Source organism: Kitasatospora sp. NPDC057518, assembly GCF_042802075.1.
Classification (GTDB): Bacteria; Actinomycetota; Actinomycetes; order Streptomycetales; family Streptomycetaceae; genus Kitasatospora.
This window is the reverse complement of the sequence record NZ_JBHVEU010000004.1, coordinates 1-16,084: the sequence shown is the minus strand read 5'-3', so window position 1 is coordinate 16,084 and position 16,084 is coordinate 1. Positions and strand designations below refer to the sequence as shown.

The window sequence follows — 16,084 nt, the reverse complement described above, 5'->3', positions numbered from 1 at the left end:
TGACGGTCGATCATCTGTGCTCACTCTACGGTAGGCCCTCGGTGCGCTGGGTGACCAATCCGATGGAATGCCCGGAACCCGCCGCCGCCAGGCCGGTTCCGGTGGCGATCGGGTGCGGCGAGGTGGCGGGACGGCCGGGCGGAGGGCCGGCGAGGGCCGGTGGGGCGGTGCTGCGCAGTGGCGCGGGATTCGTAGGTGCGAGCGTGTCGCGGCTGGTCAGAGGGTGTGGGGCGACGGCGGCCGCAGGGCGGTTGATGTGCCACCGTAGGCCCTGTGGAGGCTGGCGTCCACGCCCAGGGCGCGAACCTGGGTGCGCACAACCACCCGCACAACCGCACTCACGATCGTGGGGAAGATCGCCACGGAAGAGGGCATGGTCGTCACCGCGATGACGTCCGCGCGGGCGGGCCGGACGGCGTGCGCGGAACGGGTGCGCCGTGGGCGCGGTGGACCCGGCGCCCGCCGCGCGCCGGGGCGGAGGGCGCGCTGGTGGGGCGGCCGTTGGACGGGGTGGTCCCGCGACCGCCGGTGTGCCGCCGGGCGCGTCCGCCACACCCCGGCGGCCCGGGTCGGGCCGGGCGGAACGCCGGGGGCGGGAGGGCGGGCGGAGCGGCCGGCTGTCCGTCAGGAGGTCGTCCGGGCCTCCGTGGGGGAGATCCGGTCGACGGCGGTGTCCCGTTCGACCTGGGTCGGGAAGGCTTCGACGGCCCGTCGCCGGGCCGCCTGCGCCGCCGCGGCTGCCGCGGCCGCAGCCGCCGCAGCTGCCCCGGCGGCGGCCTCCTCGCGCTCGCACCGGTGCGCCGGGCCCGCGTGCGCCGCGCCCGTGGCGTGGGCGCCGGCGGCATGCGGACCCGCGGCGTGGGCACTCGCCGCGTGCACACCCGTGGCGTGCGCGGCGGGGGCGTGCACGCCCCCCGTGAGCGCCCCGGGGGCGTGTCCGGTGGCCCGTCGTCGGCGGCCGAGCGCGGCCCGGGCGGCATGCTCCTCGGCGGCCTGTCTAGCGGCCAGGTAGGCCTGTACGGCCGCCATGCCGTAGACGGGCTGGATGAGCTGGTGGCCCTTGAAGAAGGGCCTGGCCGGGGCGAACCCGGCGGCGACCACGAGGTCGCGGATCTCTGCTATCTCGGCCTCACTGCGGGCGGTGAAGCGGACCTCCCAGCCCTTCTTGTACGTATGCCCCTTCTCGCCGCTGCGGCGGGCGGGGTCCGGGCGGCGGACGTATCCGGGCAGACGGCCGAGGCGGAGCTGGGCCGCGCGGAGGCCGGCGGTCTCGTCACGTGACATGACGTAAGCCTAGGCAATCCCCGGGGCGGGATTGACGCCTTGGGGGTCCCTCGCCGTATGCCTTTGATCACTCTGGGTCAGGCGACCAGGTCGGCGATCGTTTTCGATCACATATGACAACCTGATGAGCGTCAATTACTCCAAATGAGTGAGGTTATGAGGACTTTAGTGCGGGCTGATCCCGGTTTCGCGACGGTTGGGTAACAGTGCGTCAGGGTCTCGGTCGCGGGTCCGGACGGTTGGGGATGGTGTCGGCATGAGCTACCGGATTCCGTCGCCGCCGCCGTCCCTGGAGGAGCTGGCGAAGCGTCAACAGAACGTCGTCACCGCGAGCCAGCTGCGCGCCCGGGGCGTGCCGGCCCGGATCATCACCGAGCACTGCCGCCGGGGCGGCCCCTGGCGGCGGGTGCTGCCCCGGGTCTACCTGCTGCAGTCCGCCGAGCCCACCCCGGAGCAGCGGATGTGGGCCGCGCTGCTGTACGCCGCGCAGAACGGCCGGGAGGAGGGCCGCCGGGAGGGCGCGGTGATCACCGGTACGGCCGCGCTGGCGCTGTACGGCTTCACGGTTGTGCCCCGGCTGCCGGCGGTGACCGGGGTGGACGTCCTGGTGCCCCGGCAGCGCCGGCTGAAGGATGTCGGCGAGGTGCGGATCCGGCGCACCGAACGGGAGTTGGTGGCCCGCTCGGTGCACGGCCTGGCCTGTGCGCCGGTGGCCCGGGCGGTCGCCGACGCGCTGGTCGAGTGGACGGCGGAGCCGGGTGGCGCGGCGCCGGTGCGCGAGGTGCTGCGGGAGGCCGTCGCCCTGCCCGGGAACCGCTGCACGGTACGGGAGTTGGTGTCCGAGCTGACCGACTCGGGGCTGACCTGCGAGCCGCGGGTGCGGGCTGCCCTGGACGAACTGCTGGCCACCGAACGGGACTTGGCGCTGGAGCGGATCGGCCGCCTGGTGGACGAGCGGCTGCTGCCCGCCCCGCTGAACGCCCCCGAGCTGCGGATGCGCGGCGGCACGTACATCGCCGTCCCGGACCTCTACTGGCCGGAGCGGGGCGTCGCGGTGGAGGTGGACTCGGAGCTGCGCAGCGTGAGCGAGGGCGAGGCCGCCTGGGTGCGCGGCGGGCAGCACCGGATGGAGTACCTGGGCATCCGGGTGGTGTACGTCTGCGGGGCCGCGCTGGCCGCCGACCCGGACGCGGTCGGCGGCGAACTGCGCGAGGCGTACCGGGTCGGCGGGACGGACGTGGTGGAGCTGCTGGTGGTCTGAGCGGGCGACGCCGCCGACCGGGACACGCCGGCCGCACCCACAACACGCCCGCACAGCACGCCCCCCGAATGCCGTTACGAACGGACCACCGGCGCGCCGACCAGCTCGACCCCGGCCGCCCGCAGCTCCGCCAGCGCGGCGGCGGTGGTCTCCGGGTTCACCCCGGCGGTGAGGTCCAGCAGCACGCGGGTGGTGAAGCCCGCCCGGGCGGCGTCCAGCGCGGTCGCCCGGACGCAGTGGTCGGTGGCGATGCCGACCACGTCGACCTGGTCGACCTGCCGTTCGCGCAGCCACTCCACCGGACCGCGGTTGTTCTCGTCCAGCCCCTCGAAGCCGCTGTACGCCGCTGAGTGGGCGCCCTTGTCGAAGACCGCCTCGACCGCGCCGGAGATGACGGCGGGCGCGAAGTTGGGGTGGAAGCCCACGCCCTCGGTGCCGGCCACGCAGTGCGGCGGCCAGCTGTCGACGTAGTCCGGCTCGGCGGAGAAGTGGTTGCCCGGGTCGATGTGGTGGTCGCGGGTGGCGAGGATGTGCCGGTAGCCGGGGGAGGACTCGGTGATCAGGTCGGTGATGGCGGCGGCCACCTCGGCGCCGCCGGCGACGGCCAGGCTGCCGCCCTCGCAGAAGTCGTTCTGCACGTCGACGACGATCAGTGCCCGGTGCATGACTCGCATCCTCGGATCTCGGGGGCCCGCGGGAGGCGGCGCCCCGGTGGGGGAGCCCTCGGGAGTACGCGGCCCGGCCGTGCCGGGCGCGGGGGGTACTCGGGGAGCTCCGGGGGAACTCGGGGAACTCTACGGCTGACTCTAGGGAGTGGCGCCCGGGGGCGGAAGCCCCGGGGCCGGTCCGGGACATCCCGTCCGCGGGGACGGGCGCGGCGACGGGAGACCCGGGGCCGGTCCGGTGGTCCGGCCCCGGGTTCCGGTCAGCGGCCGGGGCCGGCCGGCAGGACCAGTTCGGTCGGCAGCACCGGGTCGCCCTTGGACAGCTGGGTGGCCGACAGCGGCAGCGCGGCGCGGGCGCGCACGTGCCGGTCGCGGGCGGCGCTGAGCGGTTCCCGGCCGACGGTCTCGCCGCCCAGGACCAGCGGCACCTGCGTCAGGTGCGGGCGCAGGTAGTCCGGGACGGGGCCGGTGCCGACCACCTCGGCCTCGGCCACGCCGTCGGCGTCGGGCCGGCGGGCCGCCCACTTGCGGCCGCCGATGCTGGTCTTGCCGCCGGCCGCGCGCTTGGCGACCGGGATCAGCGGCCCGCCGTCGGTCTCGGCCCGGGCGACCAGCTTGTAGACCATCGCGCAGGTCGGGTGCCCGCTGCCGGTGACCAGGCTGGTGCCGACGCCGTAGCCGTCGACCGGGGCGGCGGCCAGGGCGGCGATCGCGTACTCGTCGAGGTCCGAGGTGACGATGATCCTGGTCCGGTCGGCGCCGAGGTCGTCCAGCTGGCGGCGGACCCGGTGGGCCAGCAGGGTGAGGTCGCCGGAGTCGATCCGGACCGCGCCCAGGTCGGGGCCGGCCACCTCGACCGCGGTGCGCACGGCCTCGCGCAGGTCGAAGGTGTCGACCAGCAGGGTGGTGCCCTTGCCCATGGAGGCGATCTGCGCCTTGAAGGCGTCCCGCTCGCTGTCGTGCACCAGGGTGAAGGCGTGGGCGGCGGTGCCGGTGGTCGGGATGCCGTGGGTGAAGCCGGCCTCCAGGTCGGAGGTGGCGGCGAAGCCGGCCACGTAGGCGGCCCGGGCGGCGGAGACGGCGGCGTGCTCGTGGGCCCGGCGGGCGCCCATCTCGATCACCGGGCGGCCGCCGGCGGCGGCGGTCATCCGGGAGGCGGCGGCGGCGATGGCCGAGTCGTGGTTGAGGATCGAGAGGATCACCGTCTCCAGGATCACGGCCTCGGCGAAGGTGCCCTCGACGGTGAGCAGGGGGGAGCCGGGGAAGTAGACCTCGCCCTCGGGGTAGCCGTGGATGTCGCCGCGGAAGCGGTAGTCGGCGAGGAAGCGCAGGGTCTCCTCGTCGACCACGCCCTGGTCGGCCAGCCAGTCCAGCTGGGGCGAGGTGAAGCGGAAGTTCTCGACGGCGTCCAGCACCCGGCCGGTGCCGGCCATGACGCCGTAGCGGCGGCCGCTCGGCAGGCGGCGGGTGAACACCTCGAAGACGGAGCTGCGGTGCGCGGCCCCGCTGCGCAGGGCGGCCTGCAGCATGGTGAGCTCGTAGCGGTCGGTGAGCAGGGCGGTCGAAGCGGCCGCTCGCACGGAAGTGGCGTCCATACGGATGATGCTACTACCACTTAGCGTCAGAGTGACGATTTCTCGTCGAGCGTGCCGGGGCGGAATCGCCCGGGTGTCCCCCGGATGGCAGCATGGGGCATGAGTGGTTACGGACGACTGTGCAGCGAGGAGGACCGGGGTGAGCGTCGCGCCCGTGGAGATCGAGCGCCCGGAGGTCGAGGGGGTGCCGGTGACCGAGCCGGACACGCCCTGGGTGACCATCGTGCACAACGACCCGGTCAATCTGATGAGCTACGTCCAGTACGTCTTCCAGGCCTACTTCGGCTACCCGAAGGACAAGGCCCGGAAGCTGATGATGGACGTCCACACCAAGGGCCGGGCGGTGGTCTCCAGCGGTTCCCGCGAGGAGATGGAGCGCGACGTCCAGGCGATGCACGGCTACGGCCTCTGGGCGACGCTGCAGCACGACTGACACCGGGCCGACTGACGCCGAGCCGACTGACACCGGGCCGACCGGCGCCGGCCGTACGACCGAAGACGACGAAGACGGGCTGACCGATACAGATGGCTGGGTTGTTCGAGAGCGCCGGCAGTGGTGGCGCGGCGATCGCGCTGGACGAGTGGGAGGCCTCCATCCTGCGCTCGCTGGAAGTGCAGGTGCTGGAGCTGATCGGCCCCGGTCCGGGCGGGGAGGGCGACGACCCGCTGGCCGCGCTGTTCGCCGAGGGCCCGACCGAGGCGCCCGCCGACCCGGTGCTGGCCCGGTTCTTCCCGGACGCCTACAGCGACCCGGAGGAGCCGGCGGACGAGGAGGCCGAGGTCGCGTCCGGGGAGTTCCGCCGCTTCACCGAGCTGGACCTGCGGGCCCGCAAGCGGGACGACGCGCTGTTCGTCGTCCGGGCGCTGGACGGGCTCGGCGGCGGCGGGGTGCTCAAGCTGGCCGCGCCGGACTGCCTGCGCTGGCTGGGTGCGCTGAACGACCTGCGGCTGGCCGTCGGCGTCCGGCTGGAGGTCACCGAGGACGACGAGGACGGCCTCTACGAGCTGCCCGACGAGGACGAGCGCAAGCCGCTGGTGATGGCGTACCTGTGGCTGGGCGCCCTGCAGGAGTCGCTGCTGGAGGCGATGGCGGACTGACCTGCGCGGACTGACCTGCGCGGACCGCTCCGCGCGGACCGCTCCGCGGGGGTCGCCGTATACGCACCGTGTCGCACGGATCGCCCTGCGGGGTCGATCCTGCCCGATTCCGGGCAAGCCCCGGCCGTTTTGTCCAGAATATGGACGATCAGCCGGGGCTTTTGCCATCAAAATGGGACAGAACATACCAGGTCATGCTCAAATAACGCTCAGATGGACGCCGCTATCCGAACCCTGCGTGGTACGACTTCTCCACCCCCGAGACCGACCAGGACGGTGCACAGTGGCCGAGAAGTTGTACGACGAAAGGGTCGATACTCCACCGGATGCGGAGGGCTACGAGCGCGGGCTCGGCAGCCGCCAGATCCAGATGATCGCGATCGGCGGTGCGATCGGCACCGGCCTGTTCCTCGGCGCGGGCACCGCGATCTCCCGCTCCGGTCCCAGCCTGATCCTCTCCTACGCCGTCGCCGGCCTGGTGATCTTCGTGATCATGCGGGCGCTCGGCGAACTGCTCACCTACCGCCCGGTCTCCGGCAGCTTCGCCGAGTACGCCCGGGAGTTCCTCGGCCCCTTCGCCGGCTACGTGACCGGCTGGACGTACTGGCTGTTCTGGGTCGTCACCGGCATGGCGGAGACCACCGCCGCCGCCGTCTACGTGCGGTTCTGGGCGCCCGGCATACCGCAGTGGGCCAGCGCGCTGACCTTCCTGGTCCTGCTCTACGCGGCCAACCTGATCTCGGTGAAGCTGTTCGGCGAGATCGAGTTCTGGTTCTCCATGGTCAAGGTCACCGCCATCATCGGCATGATCCTGATCGGCGTCGGCGTGCTGACCCTGGGCTTCAGCAAGGCCGGTGACACCGCGTCACTCGGCCACCTCTGGCAGGACGGCGGCTTCTTCCCCGAGGGCATCGGCTCCACCGTGATGACCCTTCAGATCGTCATGTTCGCCTACCTGGGCGTCGAACTCGTCGGCGTCACCGCGGGCGAGAGCGAGAACCCCGAGAAGACCCTGCCGCGGGCCATCAACACCCTGCCGTGGCGGATCATGCTGTTCTACATCGGCGCCCTGGTGGTCATCCTCTCGCTCGTGCCGTGGACCGAATTCCGGCCCGGCGTCAGCCCGTTCGTCGCCGCCTTCGGCAAGATCGGCATCCCGGCGGCGGCCGGCATCATCAACTTCGTGGTGCTCACCGCCGCGCTCTCCTCCTGCAACTCCGGGATGTACTCCACCGGCCGGATGCTGCGCGACCTCGCGCTGCGCGGGCAGGCCCCGGGACGGCTCACCAGGCTCAACTCCCGCCGCACCCCGGCCTTCGCGATCACCGTCTCCTGTCTGCTGATGGGCATCGGCGTGGTGCTCAACGGCGTCGTCCCGGCGCGGGCGTTCGAGTACATCACCTCGGTCGCCACGGTCTGCGGCCTGTGGACCTGGGCGATGATCCTGATCTCCCAGATCCGCTACCGCCGGGCCTGGCGGGCCGGCCACCTGCCGCCGCCCACCTTCAAGGCGCCCGGCGGCACCTGGGTCAGCGGGGCCGCGCTCGCCTTCCTCGCGGTGGTCGTGGTGCTGATCGCGCTGGACCGGGACAACCGGATCTCGCTGTTCGTCTTCCCGGTCTGGGCCCTGCTGCTGGTCGGCGGCTACCAGGTGCTCAAGCGCCGCGACCCGCAGGCCGTCCTCGGCGCCGCGCCGGACGGGGCGCCCGCCCCCACCGGGAACGCCTCCACCGGGAACACCCTCGACGGGAACGCCCTCGACGGGAACGTGGACGCCCGCTGACCGAGCCTCGGACACCCGGCGGACGGCCGCCGGGGCGTGGCTATCCTGACCGCATGCTGACCATCACCCGAGAACTCCGCGACCGGATCGTGGCCCACGCCCGCGCCGACCACCCGGACGAGGCCTGCGGCGTGGTCGCCGGACCGGCCGGCAGCGGCCGGCCCGAGCGGTTCGTCCCGATGCTCAACGCGGCCCGCTCGCCCACCTTCTACGAGTTCGACTCGGGCGACCTGCTCAAGCTCTACCGCGAGATGGACGACCGGGACGAGGAGCCGGTGATCGTCTACCACTCGCACACCGCCACCGAGGCCTACCCCTCGCGCACCGACGTGAGCTACGCCTCCGAGCCGTTCGCCCACTACGTCCTGGTCTCCACCGCCGAGGGCAGCGGCGAGGAGGACCCCTACCAGTTCCGCTCGTTCCGCATCGTGGACGGCGAGATCACAGAGGAAGACGTGCAGGTCGTCGAGGCCTACCCGGTGTGACCGGTACCGGCGCGGACCCGGCCCGCCGACCCCTCCGAGGGGGCGGCGGGCCGCCGTCGTCTCAGCCCTGGGAACGGGAACATCCGGATCCCGAGACGGGCATGTCGAAGCGAGCCCGGGAATCTATACGATGAGCCCATGCGTTCCGTCGATGTGAGCACCCAGGCCCCGGGCACCCGCCTCGTGGCGCGCCTGCACATCGACCTGTGCCGGCACGCCGGTGCGATCTGTCCCGGCACGCCCGCGCGCTCGCGCTGAGAGCCGCTTCACCACCTCACCCGGGCCCGCCGCCCCGCGGCGACGCCGGGCCCCGGGCGCCCGCCCCGCCGCGTCCGCCGCGGCCCACCCACTCCACGACTCGCACAGGAGCGCACCCATGGCCATCGAGGTCCGCATCCCGACCATCCTCCGCACCTACACCGACGGCGCCAAGGCCGTCGAGGGCAACGGCAGCAACCTCGGGGAACTCTTCACCGACCTCGACGCCCGCCACCCGGGCATCGCCGCCCGCCTGGTCGAGGGCGGCGAGCTGCGCCGCTTCGTCAACGTCTACCTGAACGACGAGGACGTCCGCTTCCTGGAGGGCATCTCCACCGCCCTCGCCGACGGCGACAGCGTCACCATCCTGCCCGCCGTGGCCGGCGGCGCCCGCTAGCGTTGACCGGTTCCCCCGTCGCCACGGCGGGGGAACCATCCCTCTCCACCCTCACCGCCGTGGCCGGAGGCCTCCCTTGCGTTACGACAGTCCGCTCGAAGCCGTCGGCAACACCCCGCTGGTCCGCCTGCCGCGGCTGTCCGCCGCCGTCCCCGGCAACGCCGACGGCCTGGTGACCCTCTGGGCCAAGCTGGAGGACCGCAACCCCACCGGCTCGATCAAGGACCGCCCGGCCCTGCACATGATCGAGCGCGCCGAGGCCGACGGCCGGCTCACCCCCGGCTGCACCGTCCTGGAGCCCACCAGCGGCAACACCGGCATCTCGCTGGCCATGGCCGCCAAGCTCAAGGGCTACCGGATGGTCTGCGTGATGCCCGAGAACACCAGCGAGGAGCGGCGCGAGCTGCTGCGCATGTGGGGCGCCGAGATCATCCCGTCCCCGGCCGCCGGCGGCTCCAACACCGCCGTCCGGATGGCCAAGGAGATCGCCGCCGAGCACCCCGACTGGGTCATGCTCTACCAGTACGGCAACCCCGACAACGCCGGTGCCCACTACACCGGCACCGGCCCCGAGATCCTCGCCGACCTGCCGACCGTCACCCACTTCGTGGCCGGCCTCGGCACCACCGGCACCCTGATGGGCGTCGGCCGCTACCTGCGCGAGAAGGTCCCCGGCGTGAGGATCGTCGCCGCCGAGCCGCGCTACGACGACCTGGTGTACGGGCTGCGCAACCTGGACGAGGGCTTCGTTCCCGAGCTGTACGACGCCGAGGTGCTCACCACCCGGTTCTCGGTCGGCTCCGCGGACGCCGTCCGCCGCACCCGTGAACTCCTCCAGCAGGAGGGCATCTTCGCGGGCGTCTCGACCGGCGCCATCCTGCACGCGGCGATCGGCGTCGGCCGCAAGGCGGCGGCGGCCGGCGAGCGCGCGGACATCGTCTTCGTGGTCGCGGACGGCGGTTGGAAGTACCTCTCCACCGGCATCTACACCGCCGAGTCCACCGAGGCCGCGGTCGAGGCGCTGCAGGGCCAGCTCTGGGCGTAGGGCCTATCCGCCCTGCGACACCTTCCGCGCCCGGGCCCAGACCTGTCGGTCCACCGTGCCGGCCCGGCGGCGGAAGTCCGCCAGCGGCACCTCGCGCAGCTCGTCGGTCTCCAGCCAGCTGGCCCGGCCCTGCCGGTCGCCCACCACGCCGGGCGGCAGCGGCAGCACGCCCGGGCGCTCCGCGTGGTGCTTGCTGGTGATCTTCGCGACGGTGGCGGTCCGGCCGTGCACCCGCAGCACCAGGCACGGGCGGTCCTTGGCACCGGGGCCGTCCTCGAACGGCACCAGCGCCCACCAGACCTCCTGCGGCCGCGGGCCGGCCCCCGTCCGCGGTCGCGGACCGGTCGGCCCGGACGGACGCGGCGCCGGACGGGCGCGCCGCACCAGCGCCGCCGCGGCGGCGGCCAGCAGCGCGACGCCCAGCAGCGACAGGACGAGCCAGGTAGCGGTCATGCCGTTCATGCGGCGAACCGTACCGGGCCGGGGGTGAACGCCACCACCGCGACGGCCGGACACCCGTCCGGGCATTTGTCCGCGCATTGCTCCCGGTTCGTCACGGAACTGCCACAATGCCCGTTCTGCGCCCGGAGCCCCGGCCGTCCCGGCAAGGCTGCGTCACGAACGTCCGCCCCCGTCCCCCGGAGGTGCCCCGTGGCCCGTGGCCCCGAGCTGTGGTCCTACGCCGAGATCGCCCGCCACATCAACGTCCGGCGCGAGACCGTCCGCAGCTACCGGAGGCACCGGCTGCTGCCCGATCCGGACGTGATCGACGGCAGCGGCCACCCGCGGTGGTACCCGTTCACCATCCGCAGCTGGGCCCGCAACCGGCCCCGCCGCCGCTGATCCCCCGGCCCGTCAACCGCCCGCGCCCCCGCCCCGGGCGTTCTGGTGATTCCGCCCACAGCCCGGCACGGGGACGGGGGCAAAGTGCCGCTCCGCCCTTACCCTCGACACACCAACGCAGTGCTACCGGCCGGTCCACCGGGCCCGGCCTGCCGTTTTCCATGCTGTTTTCCACGCTGTGCCCGTGGAGGACGGCGATGCCGTTTTCCAGCAGCAGCCAGGATGTGTCGGGGCGGAGGGGCTCGGATGAAACTGACCGTGGTGGGGTGCTCGGGGAGCTTCCCGGCCGCCGACTCGCCCTGCTCCAGCTACCTGGTCGAGGCCGAGGGCTACCGCGTCGTCCTCGACCTCGGCAACGGAGCCCTCGGCGCCCTCCAGAAGTACACCGGCCTCTACGACGTCGACGCCGTCCTGCTCAGCCACCTGCACGCCGACCACTGCGTCGACCTGTGCGCCTACTGGGTGGCCCGCAACTACCGCGCCGAGGGTTGTCCCGAACTGCTGCCCGTGTACGGCCCGGCCGGCACCGCCGAGCGGCTCGCCCGCGCCTACGACATGCCGGAGAACCCCGGCATGAAGGAGGTGTTCGAGTTCCGCACCCTCACCCCCGGCGGCTTCCGGCTCGGCCCGTTCCGGATCGACGTCGCCCAGGTCAACCACCCCGTCGACGCCTTCGCCTTCCGGCTGGAGCACGACGGCCGCTCGCTGGTCTACAGCGGGGACACCGGCGAGAGCGCCGAACTCGTCGAACTCGCCCGCGACACCGACCTCTTCCTCTGCGAGGCCGCGTACATCGACGGGCGCGACACCTACCAGGCCGTCCACCTCAACGGCCGCGAGGCCGGCGAGCACGCCGCCGCGGCCCGCGCCCGCCGGCTCGTCCTGACCCACATCCCCCCGTGGACCGACGCCGAGCACAACCGGCGGGACGCCGCGGCGGCCTACCCCGGGCCGGTCGAGGTCGCCCGGGCCGGCGCGGTGTACGAGGTCTGAGAGCGGGCCGGCGAGGCCTGAGAGCGGGCCGGCGAGGTCGGGCGGGATTCCCGGAAAAATGCTTCGGGACGACCCGCAACCTCCGCGCCCCCCGCACGTCCTTGTGAGTGAGCGGCGGGAAACGCCGCCGGAACGGCCGGCCCGTCGGGCACGGACGCGATCACACTACTCATCAGGCCCGCTTCGTGCTGCCCGGATCCGGTCGTACCGGTCCGGGACGGATATCCAGGGGGAAATCCCATGCGCAAGACCAACCGTGCCCTGAACCGGGCCCGCCGGCTCACCCCGGCGCTGGCGCTGACCGCCGCGCTGCTCGCCGGCGGCGCCGTGACCGCGGCCCCGGCCTTCGCCGCCGCCGGGCCGCTCAGCCTCACCGTGCACACCCCGGCGGTGGTCGGCTTCGCGGGCGGGCCGGTCGAGTTCACCGAGCACCTCGGCAACCCGGGTGACCAGGGCACCTCCGTCGTGCTGGACTTCGAGATCGAGAGCGACCTCGGGACGCCGCCGAACGCCCTGAGCCTCGACTACTTCAGCGAGCTGACCGGCGGCTGGCTCCCGGTGGAGCTGACGGAGCGCCCCGGGGCGGACAAGGTGGTCAACGCGGGCGGCACCGGCAAGGTCGTGGTCCCGGCGGGCGGCACGGACGTCCGGCTGCGGCTCGGCGTGCCGATGGGCAGGCCCCACGACGGGGCCACCAACGGCGGCACCGGCCCGAGCCTCACCTTCCGCACCGGCGTCAAGGGCTGGTCGCAGGACTCCCCGGTCGAGCCGCCGCTCACCGACAGCCACGTGGTCAAGGTGGAGGGGATCAGCAACGGCGTGTCCGGGGTCCCGGCCGAGGTCGTCGCGGGCGGCGAGCCCGTCGAGTTCGACGCGGTGCTCTCGAACCCGACGCCGTCCGCCTACACCAACCTCGGCAACGTGCTGTTCACCGACCGCCTCGCCAAGGTCGAGGTCCGCGGCGCCGACGGGAAGTGGACCACCGTGCCGGGCGTCACGGCCCCGGCGGAGCCCGTGGCGGGCCACTACCTGGACGGCCGCAACTCCTCGGCGGCGCCCCAGAGTTCGACCACCCGGCGGGTCCGGGTCAGCTACCCCGCCGACAGCCCGCTGGGCAGGACGGCGCTGAACCCCTGCGTGTTCGTCAACGAGGGCGAGGAGATGCCCTTCCGGGGCACCACCATGTGCTCGCAGGGCGCCACCACCGAGGTCGTCGCCCCCGCGCCGAAGCCCTCCCCGACCGGCACCCACAAGGCCGGCGAGCCCTCGACCGGGCCGGCCGGCTCCGACGGCTCGCAGTCGAGGCCGGACGGCGGCGCGGGCGTCGCCCAGTCGGCCGGCGACACCACCACGGCGCCGGCCGCCCCCGCTCCGGCCGCTTCGCAGCCCGCCGTGTTGTCCGCGGACAACGTTCCCGCCGCGGCCGCCCGGCCGGTGGACGCGAACCTGGCCTCCACCGGTGCGGACAGCGACCGGACCGGCCTGATCGCGGGCGTCGGCGCGCTGCTGGTCGGCGCCGGTGCGGGGGCCTTCGTGCTGATCCGCCGCCGCCGCACCGGCTGACCCCGCGCACGGCAGTGCCGTCCCCGGCCGGACGGCTAGAGCAGGCCGGGGACGGGCAGCCCGAGGTGGTCCCGCAGGGTGGGGCCGGTGTAGTCGGTGCGGAAGACCCCGCGCTCCTGGAGCAGCGGGACCACGCGGTCGACGAACTCGTCCAGGCCGCCCGGGGTGAGGTGCGGGACGAGGATGAAGCCGTCGGCCGCGTCGCTCTGCACGAAGCGGTCGATCTCGGCGGCGACGGTGGCGGGCGCTCCGATGAAGGACTGCCGGCCGGTCAGCTCGATCACCAGTTCGCGGCTGGTCAGCCTCTTCTCCGCGGCCACCGCCCGCCACCGTTCGGCGACGGCCACCGGGTCGGCGTGCCGGACCCGGCCCTGGACCAGGCCGCTGTCCGGGTCGGGGTCGACGGCTGGCAGCGGCCCGTCCGGGTCGTGGTCGGACAGGTCGACGCCCCAGACCTGCTCCAGGAAGGCGATCGCGGTCTGCGGGCTCACCTGGGCCCGGCGGATCTCCCGGGCCCGTTCGTCCGCCTCGGCGTCGGTGTCGCCGAGGACGAAGGTGACCCCGGGCATGATCTTCAGCTCGTCCGGCTTGCGGCCGTACGCCGCGAGCCGGCGCTTGACGTCGGCGTGGAAGGCCTGGCCGTCGGCGAGGGTGGAGTGCCGGGAGAAGACCACGTCGGCGGCGGCGGCCGCGAACTCGCGCCCCTCGTCGGAGTCCCCGGCCTGGATCACCACCGGGTGGCCCTGCGGCGGCCGCGGCAGCGAGAGCCGGCCCTCGACCTCGAACTGCGGGCCGGAGTGCCGGACTGGCTCCTCCCCGGCGTCCCAGAACTCCCGTGCCAGCTGGACGGATTCGGCGGCCCGGGTGTAGCGGTCGGCGCGGTCCAGGTACCCGCCGCGGCGGAAGTTCTCCCCGGTGAAGGCGTCCGAGGAGGTGACCACGTTCCAGGCCGCGCGGCCGCCGGAGAGGTGGTCCAACGAGGCGAAGCGGCGGGCCAGTTCGTACGGCTCGTTGAAGGTCGCGTTGACGGTGGCGGCCAGGCCGAGCCGTTCGGTGACGGCGGCCAGCGCGTTCAGCACGGTGATCGACTCGGGGCGGCCGACCACGTCGAGGTCGTGGATGAGGCCCTTGGTCTCGCGCAGCCGCAGGCCCTCGGCGAGGAAGAAGAAGTCGAACTTCCCGCGCTCGGCGGTCTGCGCGAGGTGGCGGAAGGAGGAGAACTCGATGTGGCTGCCGGCGGCCGGGTCGCTCCACACCGTGGTGTTGTTGACGCCGGGGAAGTGCGCGGCGAGGTGGATCTGCTTGAGCGGTCGGTCCGTCATCGGGTCACCTCGGCGAGGGCGGGAGCGGCGGTGGAGGCGGGGGAGGCAGGGGAGCCGTCGGCGGGGCGGGCGGCGTAGCGGCTGGCCGGGCGGGCCAGGCCGAGGTGGTCGCGCAGGGTGCGGCCGGTGTACCCGGTGCGCAGCAGTCCGGCGGCGCGCAGGGCGGGGGCGATCCGGTCGGCCAGCGCGGCGAGGTCGCGCGACGGGTCGGCGGGGGAGAGGTGGAAGCCGTCGACGCCGGTGCCGGGCGCGGTGAGCTCGGCGAGCAGCCGCTCGTCGGCGGCCCGGTCGGGCAGGGCGGACAGGGCGGCGTCGAGCCGGGCGAGGACGCGCAGGTTCTCGCCGGCCCGCAGCCGCAGTTCGGTGGCGGCGGTCAGCCGGGTGGCGCGGTCGGGGGCGTCGAGCAGGACGACGTCGGCGTGCCGGATCGCGGCGTCGACCCGGGCCCGCCCGCCCGGGGAGGCGTCCGGCGCGAGGTCGGCGGCGGCGACGGGCACCACGACCACCGGGCGGCCCTGCGGCGGGCGCGGGGTGATGGACGGGCCGCGGACGGAGAAGCGCGGGCCCTCGAAGTCGATGTAGTGCAGCTTGTCGCGGTCGATGAACCGTCCGGTGGCGGTGTCGCGGATCTCTGCGTCGTCCTCCCAGCTGTCCCAGAGCCGGGCGGCCACCTCGACGGCGTCGGCGGCCTCGGCCCACAGCTCGTCCTCGGCGGCGACGGGGCGGCGGCCGAAGGCCCGCGCCTCGGCCTCGGTCGTGGAGACGCCGACCAGCCAGCCGGCCCGGCCCTCGCTCACCCAGTCCAGGGTGTTGACCGAGATCGAGGTGTGGAAGGGCTCGGTGTGGGTGGTGGTGACGGTCGGCACCAGCCCGACCCGGCCGGTCAGCGGGGCGGTCCGGGCGAGGGCGGCGAGCGCGTCGGGGCGGCTCGGCTCGGCGGCGAAGGAGTCGTCGAGGGTGACGAAGTCCAGGGTGGCCCGCTCGGCGAGGCGGGCGAGGGCGGTGTAGTGCCCGGCGTCGAGACGGCCGGGGCTGTCGAGGGCTGCGGACAGGTGCAACTGGCGGGGCATGGTGAGCCTGGCTTCCTCGTGCGGACGCGTGCGGGCACCGGCGCGCCCGTACGGGGACACGGGTGCGCGGGGGCGCGCCGGAGCGCGGTGGCGGCCCGCGGGCGGAGCCCGTACGGGCGGGGGAGGGAGGACCGGTGCCGGGCGGGACGTCAGCCGGGCGGCGGTGGGGGAACGGTCAGCTCAGCCGCGACACGCCGCGGACCACACGCGACCGAAGTCGATGTGGCTGCGGGTGACCAGCGGGCACGAGGCGTTCACCGCTTCAGTTGACCAGGGCGTCCGGCGGTTCGTCAACCGTCGTTTCCGCCCGCCTGAGCCCGCCTGAGCCCGGCGGGAGTCCGGTCGGGGAGCCGCCGGAGCCGCGTGGGCGCGCCCGGGTACGCCGAAGGCCCCGCCCCGCCGCTGGGGGAGCAGCGGCGGGA

17 protein-coding genes are annotated in these 16,084 nt (G+C 74.0%); 11 read left to right on the top strand and 6 right to left on the bottom strand.

Translation table 11 applies throughout. From position 1 onward, the window contains the following. Positions 1-624 precede the first annotated feature (624 nt). Complete coding sequence (locus ACFU7Z_RS00720) at positions 625-1,284, bottom strand: hypothetical protein (protein ID WP_380740318.1); 660 nt, start codon at positions 1,282-1,284, stop codon at positions 625-627. A 256-nt stretch (positions 1,285-1,540) separates the two neighbouring features. On the opposite strand from ACFU7Z_RS00720, the gene ACFU7Z_RS00715 reads away from it, so the two are divergent. After that, complete coding sequence (locus ACFU7Z_RS00715) at positions 1,541-2,545, top strand: hypothetical protein (protein ID WP_380775105.1); 1,005 nt, start codon at positions 1,541-1,543, stop codon at positions 2,543-2,545. A gap of 74 nt (positions 2,546-2,619) precedes the next feature. Here the strand turns inward: ACFU7Z_RS00715 and ACFU7Z_RS00710 are convergent, their stop codons facing one another. Together ACFU7Z_RS00710 and ACFU7Z_RS00705 are read right to left on the bottom strand one after the other, a co-directional pair. Beyond that, positions 2,620-3,210 carry an isochorismatase family protein gene (locus ACFU7Z_RS00710; protein ID WP_380775103.1) on the bottom strand — a complete coding sequence of 197 codons (591 nt, stop codon included), beginning with the start codon at positions 3,208-3,210 and terminating at the stop codon, positions 2,620-2,622. A 260-nt stretch (positions 3,211-3,470) separates the two neighbouring features. Further along, positions 3,471-4,805: a nicotinate phosphoribosyltransferase gene (locus ACFU7Z_RS00705; RefSeq protein ID WP_049654311.1), complete on the bottom strand. Its 1,335-nt coding sequence runs from the start codon at positions 4,803-4,805 to the stop codon at positions 3,471-3,473. Positions 4,806-4,944: 139 nt separating this feature from the next. On the opposite strand from ACFU7Z_RS00705, the gene clpS reads away from it, so the two are divergent. The 7 genes from clpS (at position 4,945) to ACFU7Z_RS00670 (ending at position 9,871) form a co-directional block, all read left to right on the top strand. Beyond that, a complete protein-coding gene (gene clpS / locus ACFU7Z_RS00700; RefSeq protein WP_049654313.1) occupies positions 4,945-5,238 on the top strand; it encodes an ATP-dependent Clp protease adapter ClpS in 294 nt (97 codons plus the stop codon). Positions 5,239-5,330: 92 nt separating this feature from the next. Next, the gene (locus ACFU7Z_RS00695) at positions 5,331-5,903 is read left to right on the top strand and encodes a DUF2017 domain-containing protein (protein WP_375874761.1); all 573 of its coding nucleotides are present in this window, start codon (positions 5,331-5,333) and stop codon (positions 5,901-5,903) included. Between the two features lie 283 nt (positions 5,904-6,186). Then, complete coding sequence (locus ACFU7Z_RS00690; protein WP_241853104.1) at positions 6,187-7,686, top strand: amino acid permease; 1,500 nt, start codon at positions 6,187-6,189, stop codon at positions 7,684-7,686. A gap of 53 nt (positions 7,687-7,739) precedes the next feature. Then, complete coding sequence (locus ACFU7Z_RS00685; protein WP_380775101.1) at positions 7,740-8,171, top strand: Mov34/MPN/PAD-1 family protein; 432 nt, start codon at positions 7,740-7,742, stop codon at positions 8,169-8,171. A 138-nt stretch (positions 8,172-8,309) separates the two neighbouring features. After that, positions 8,310-8,429 carry a putative leader peptide gene (locus tag ACFU7Z_RS00680; protein ID WP_310593142.1) on the top strand — a complete coding sequence of 40 codons (120 nt, stop codon included), beginning with the start codon at positions 8,310-8,312 and terminating at the stop codon, positions 8,427-8,429. A gap of 118 nt (positions 8,430-8,547) precedes the next feature. Further along, entirely contained in the window at positions 8,548-8,826 is a 279-nt protein-coding gene (locus ACFU7Z_RS00675; RefSeq protein ID WP_030242903.1) for a MoaD/ThiS family protein, read from the top strand. Between the two features lie 76 nt (positions 8,827-8,902). Beyond that, positions 8,903-9,871 (top strand): PLP-dependent cysteine synthase family protein, encoded by a 969-nt coding sequence (locus ACFU7Z_RS00670; protein ID WP_049654320.1) that lies wholly within the window; start codon positions 8,903-8,905, stop codon positions 9,869-9,871. Positions 9,872-9,874: 3 nt separating this feature from the next. Here ACFU7Z_RS00670 and ACFU7Z_RS00665 read toward each other — a convergent pair whose 3' ends face one another. Beyond that, positions 9,875-10,324 (bottom strand): type II toxin-antitoxin system PemK/MazF family toxin, encoded by a 450-nt coding sequence (locus ACFU7Z_RS00665; protein ID WP_380775131.1) that lies wholly within the window; start codon positions 10,322-10,324, stop codon positions 9,875-9,877. 198 nt (positions 10,325-10,522) lie between these two features. Between ACFU7Z_RS00665 and ACFU7Z_RS00660 the strand changes: the two genes are divergently transcribed. The 3 genes from ACFU7Z_RS00660 (at position 10,523) to ACFU7Z_RS00650 (ending at position 13,270) form a co-directional block, all read left to right on the top strand. After that, complete coding sequence (locus tag ACFU7Z_RS00660; RefSeq protein ID WP_079272642.1) at positions 10,523-10,714, top strand: MarR family transcriptional regulator; 192 nt, start codon at positions 10,523-10,525, stop codon at positions 10,712-10,714. Between the two features lie 246 nt (positions 10,715-10,960). Next, a complete protein-coding gene (locus tag ACFU7Z_RS00655) occupies positions 10,961-11,707 on the top strand; it encodes an MBL fold metallo-hydrolase (RefSeq protein WP_074005047.1) in 747 nt (248 codons plus the stop codon). Positions 11,708-11,947: 240 nt separating this feature from the next. Next, a complete protein-coding gene (locus ACFU7Z_RS00650; protein ID WP_380775099.1) occupies positions 11,948-13,270 on the top strand; it encodes an LAETG motif-containing sortase-dependent surface protein in 1,323 nt (440 codons plus the stop codon). A 35-nt stretch (positions 13,271-13,305) separates the two neighbouring features. On the opposite strand, the gene ACFU7Z_RS00645 is transcribed toward ACFU7Z_RS00650, so the two are convergent. Continuing rightward, the gene (locus tag ACFU7Z_RS00645; protein ID WP_380775097.1) at positions 13,306-14,592 is read right to left on the bottom strand and encodes an LLM class flavin-dependent oxidoreductase; all 1,287 of its coding nucleotides are present in this window, start codon (positions 14,590-14,592) and stop codon (positions 13,306-13,308) included. Further along, complete coding sequence (locus ACFU7Z_RS00640; protein ID WP_380775095.1) at positions 14,589-15,662, bottom strand: LLM class flavin-dependent oxidoreductase; 1,074 nt, start codon at positions 15,660-15,662, stop codon at positions 14,589-14,591. The genes ACFU7Z_RS00645 and ACFU7Z_RS00640 overlap by 4 nt, the downstream gene beginning before the upstream one ends. Positions 15,663-16,084 lie beyond the last annotated feature (422 nt).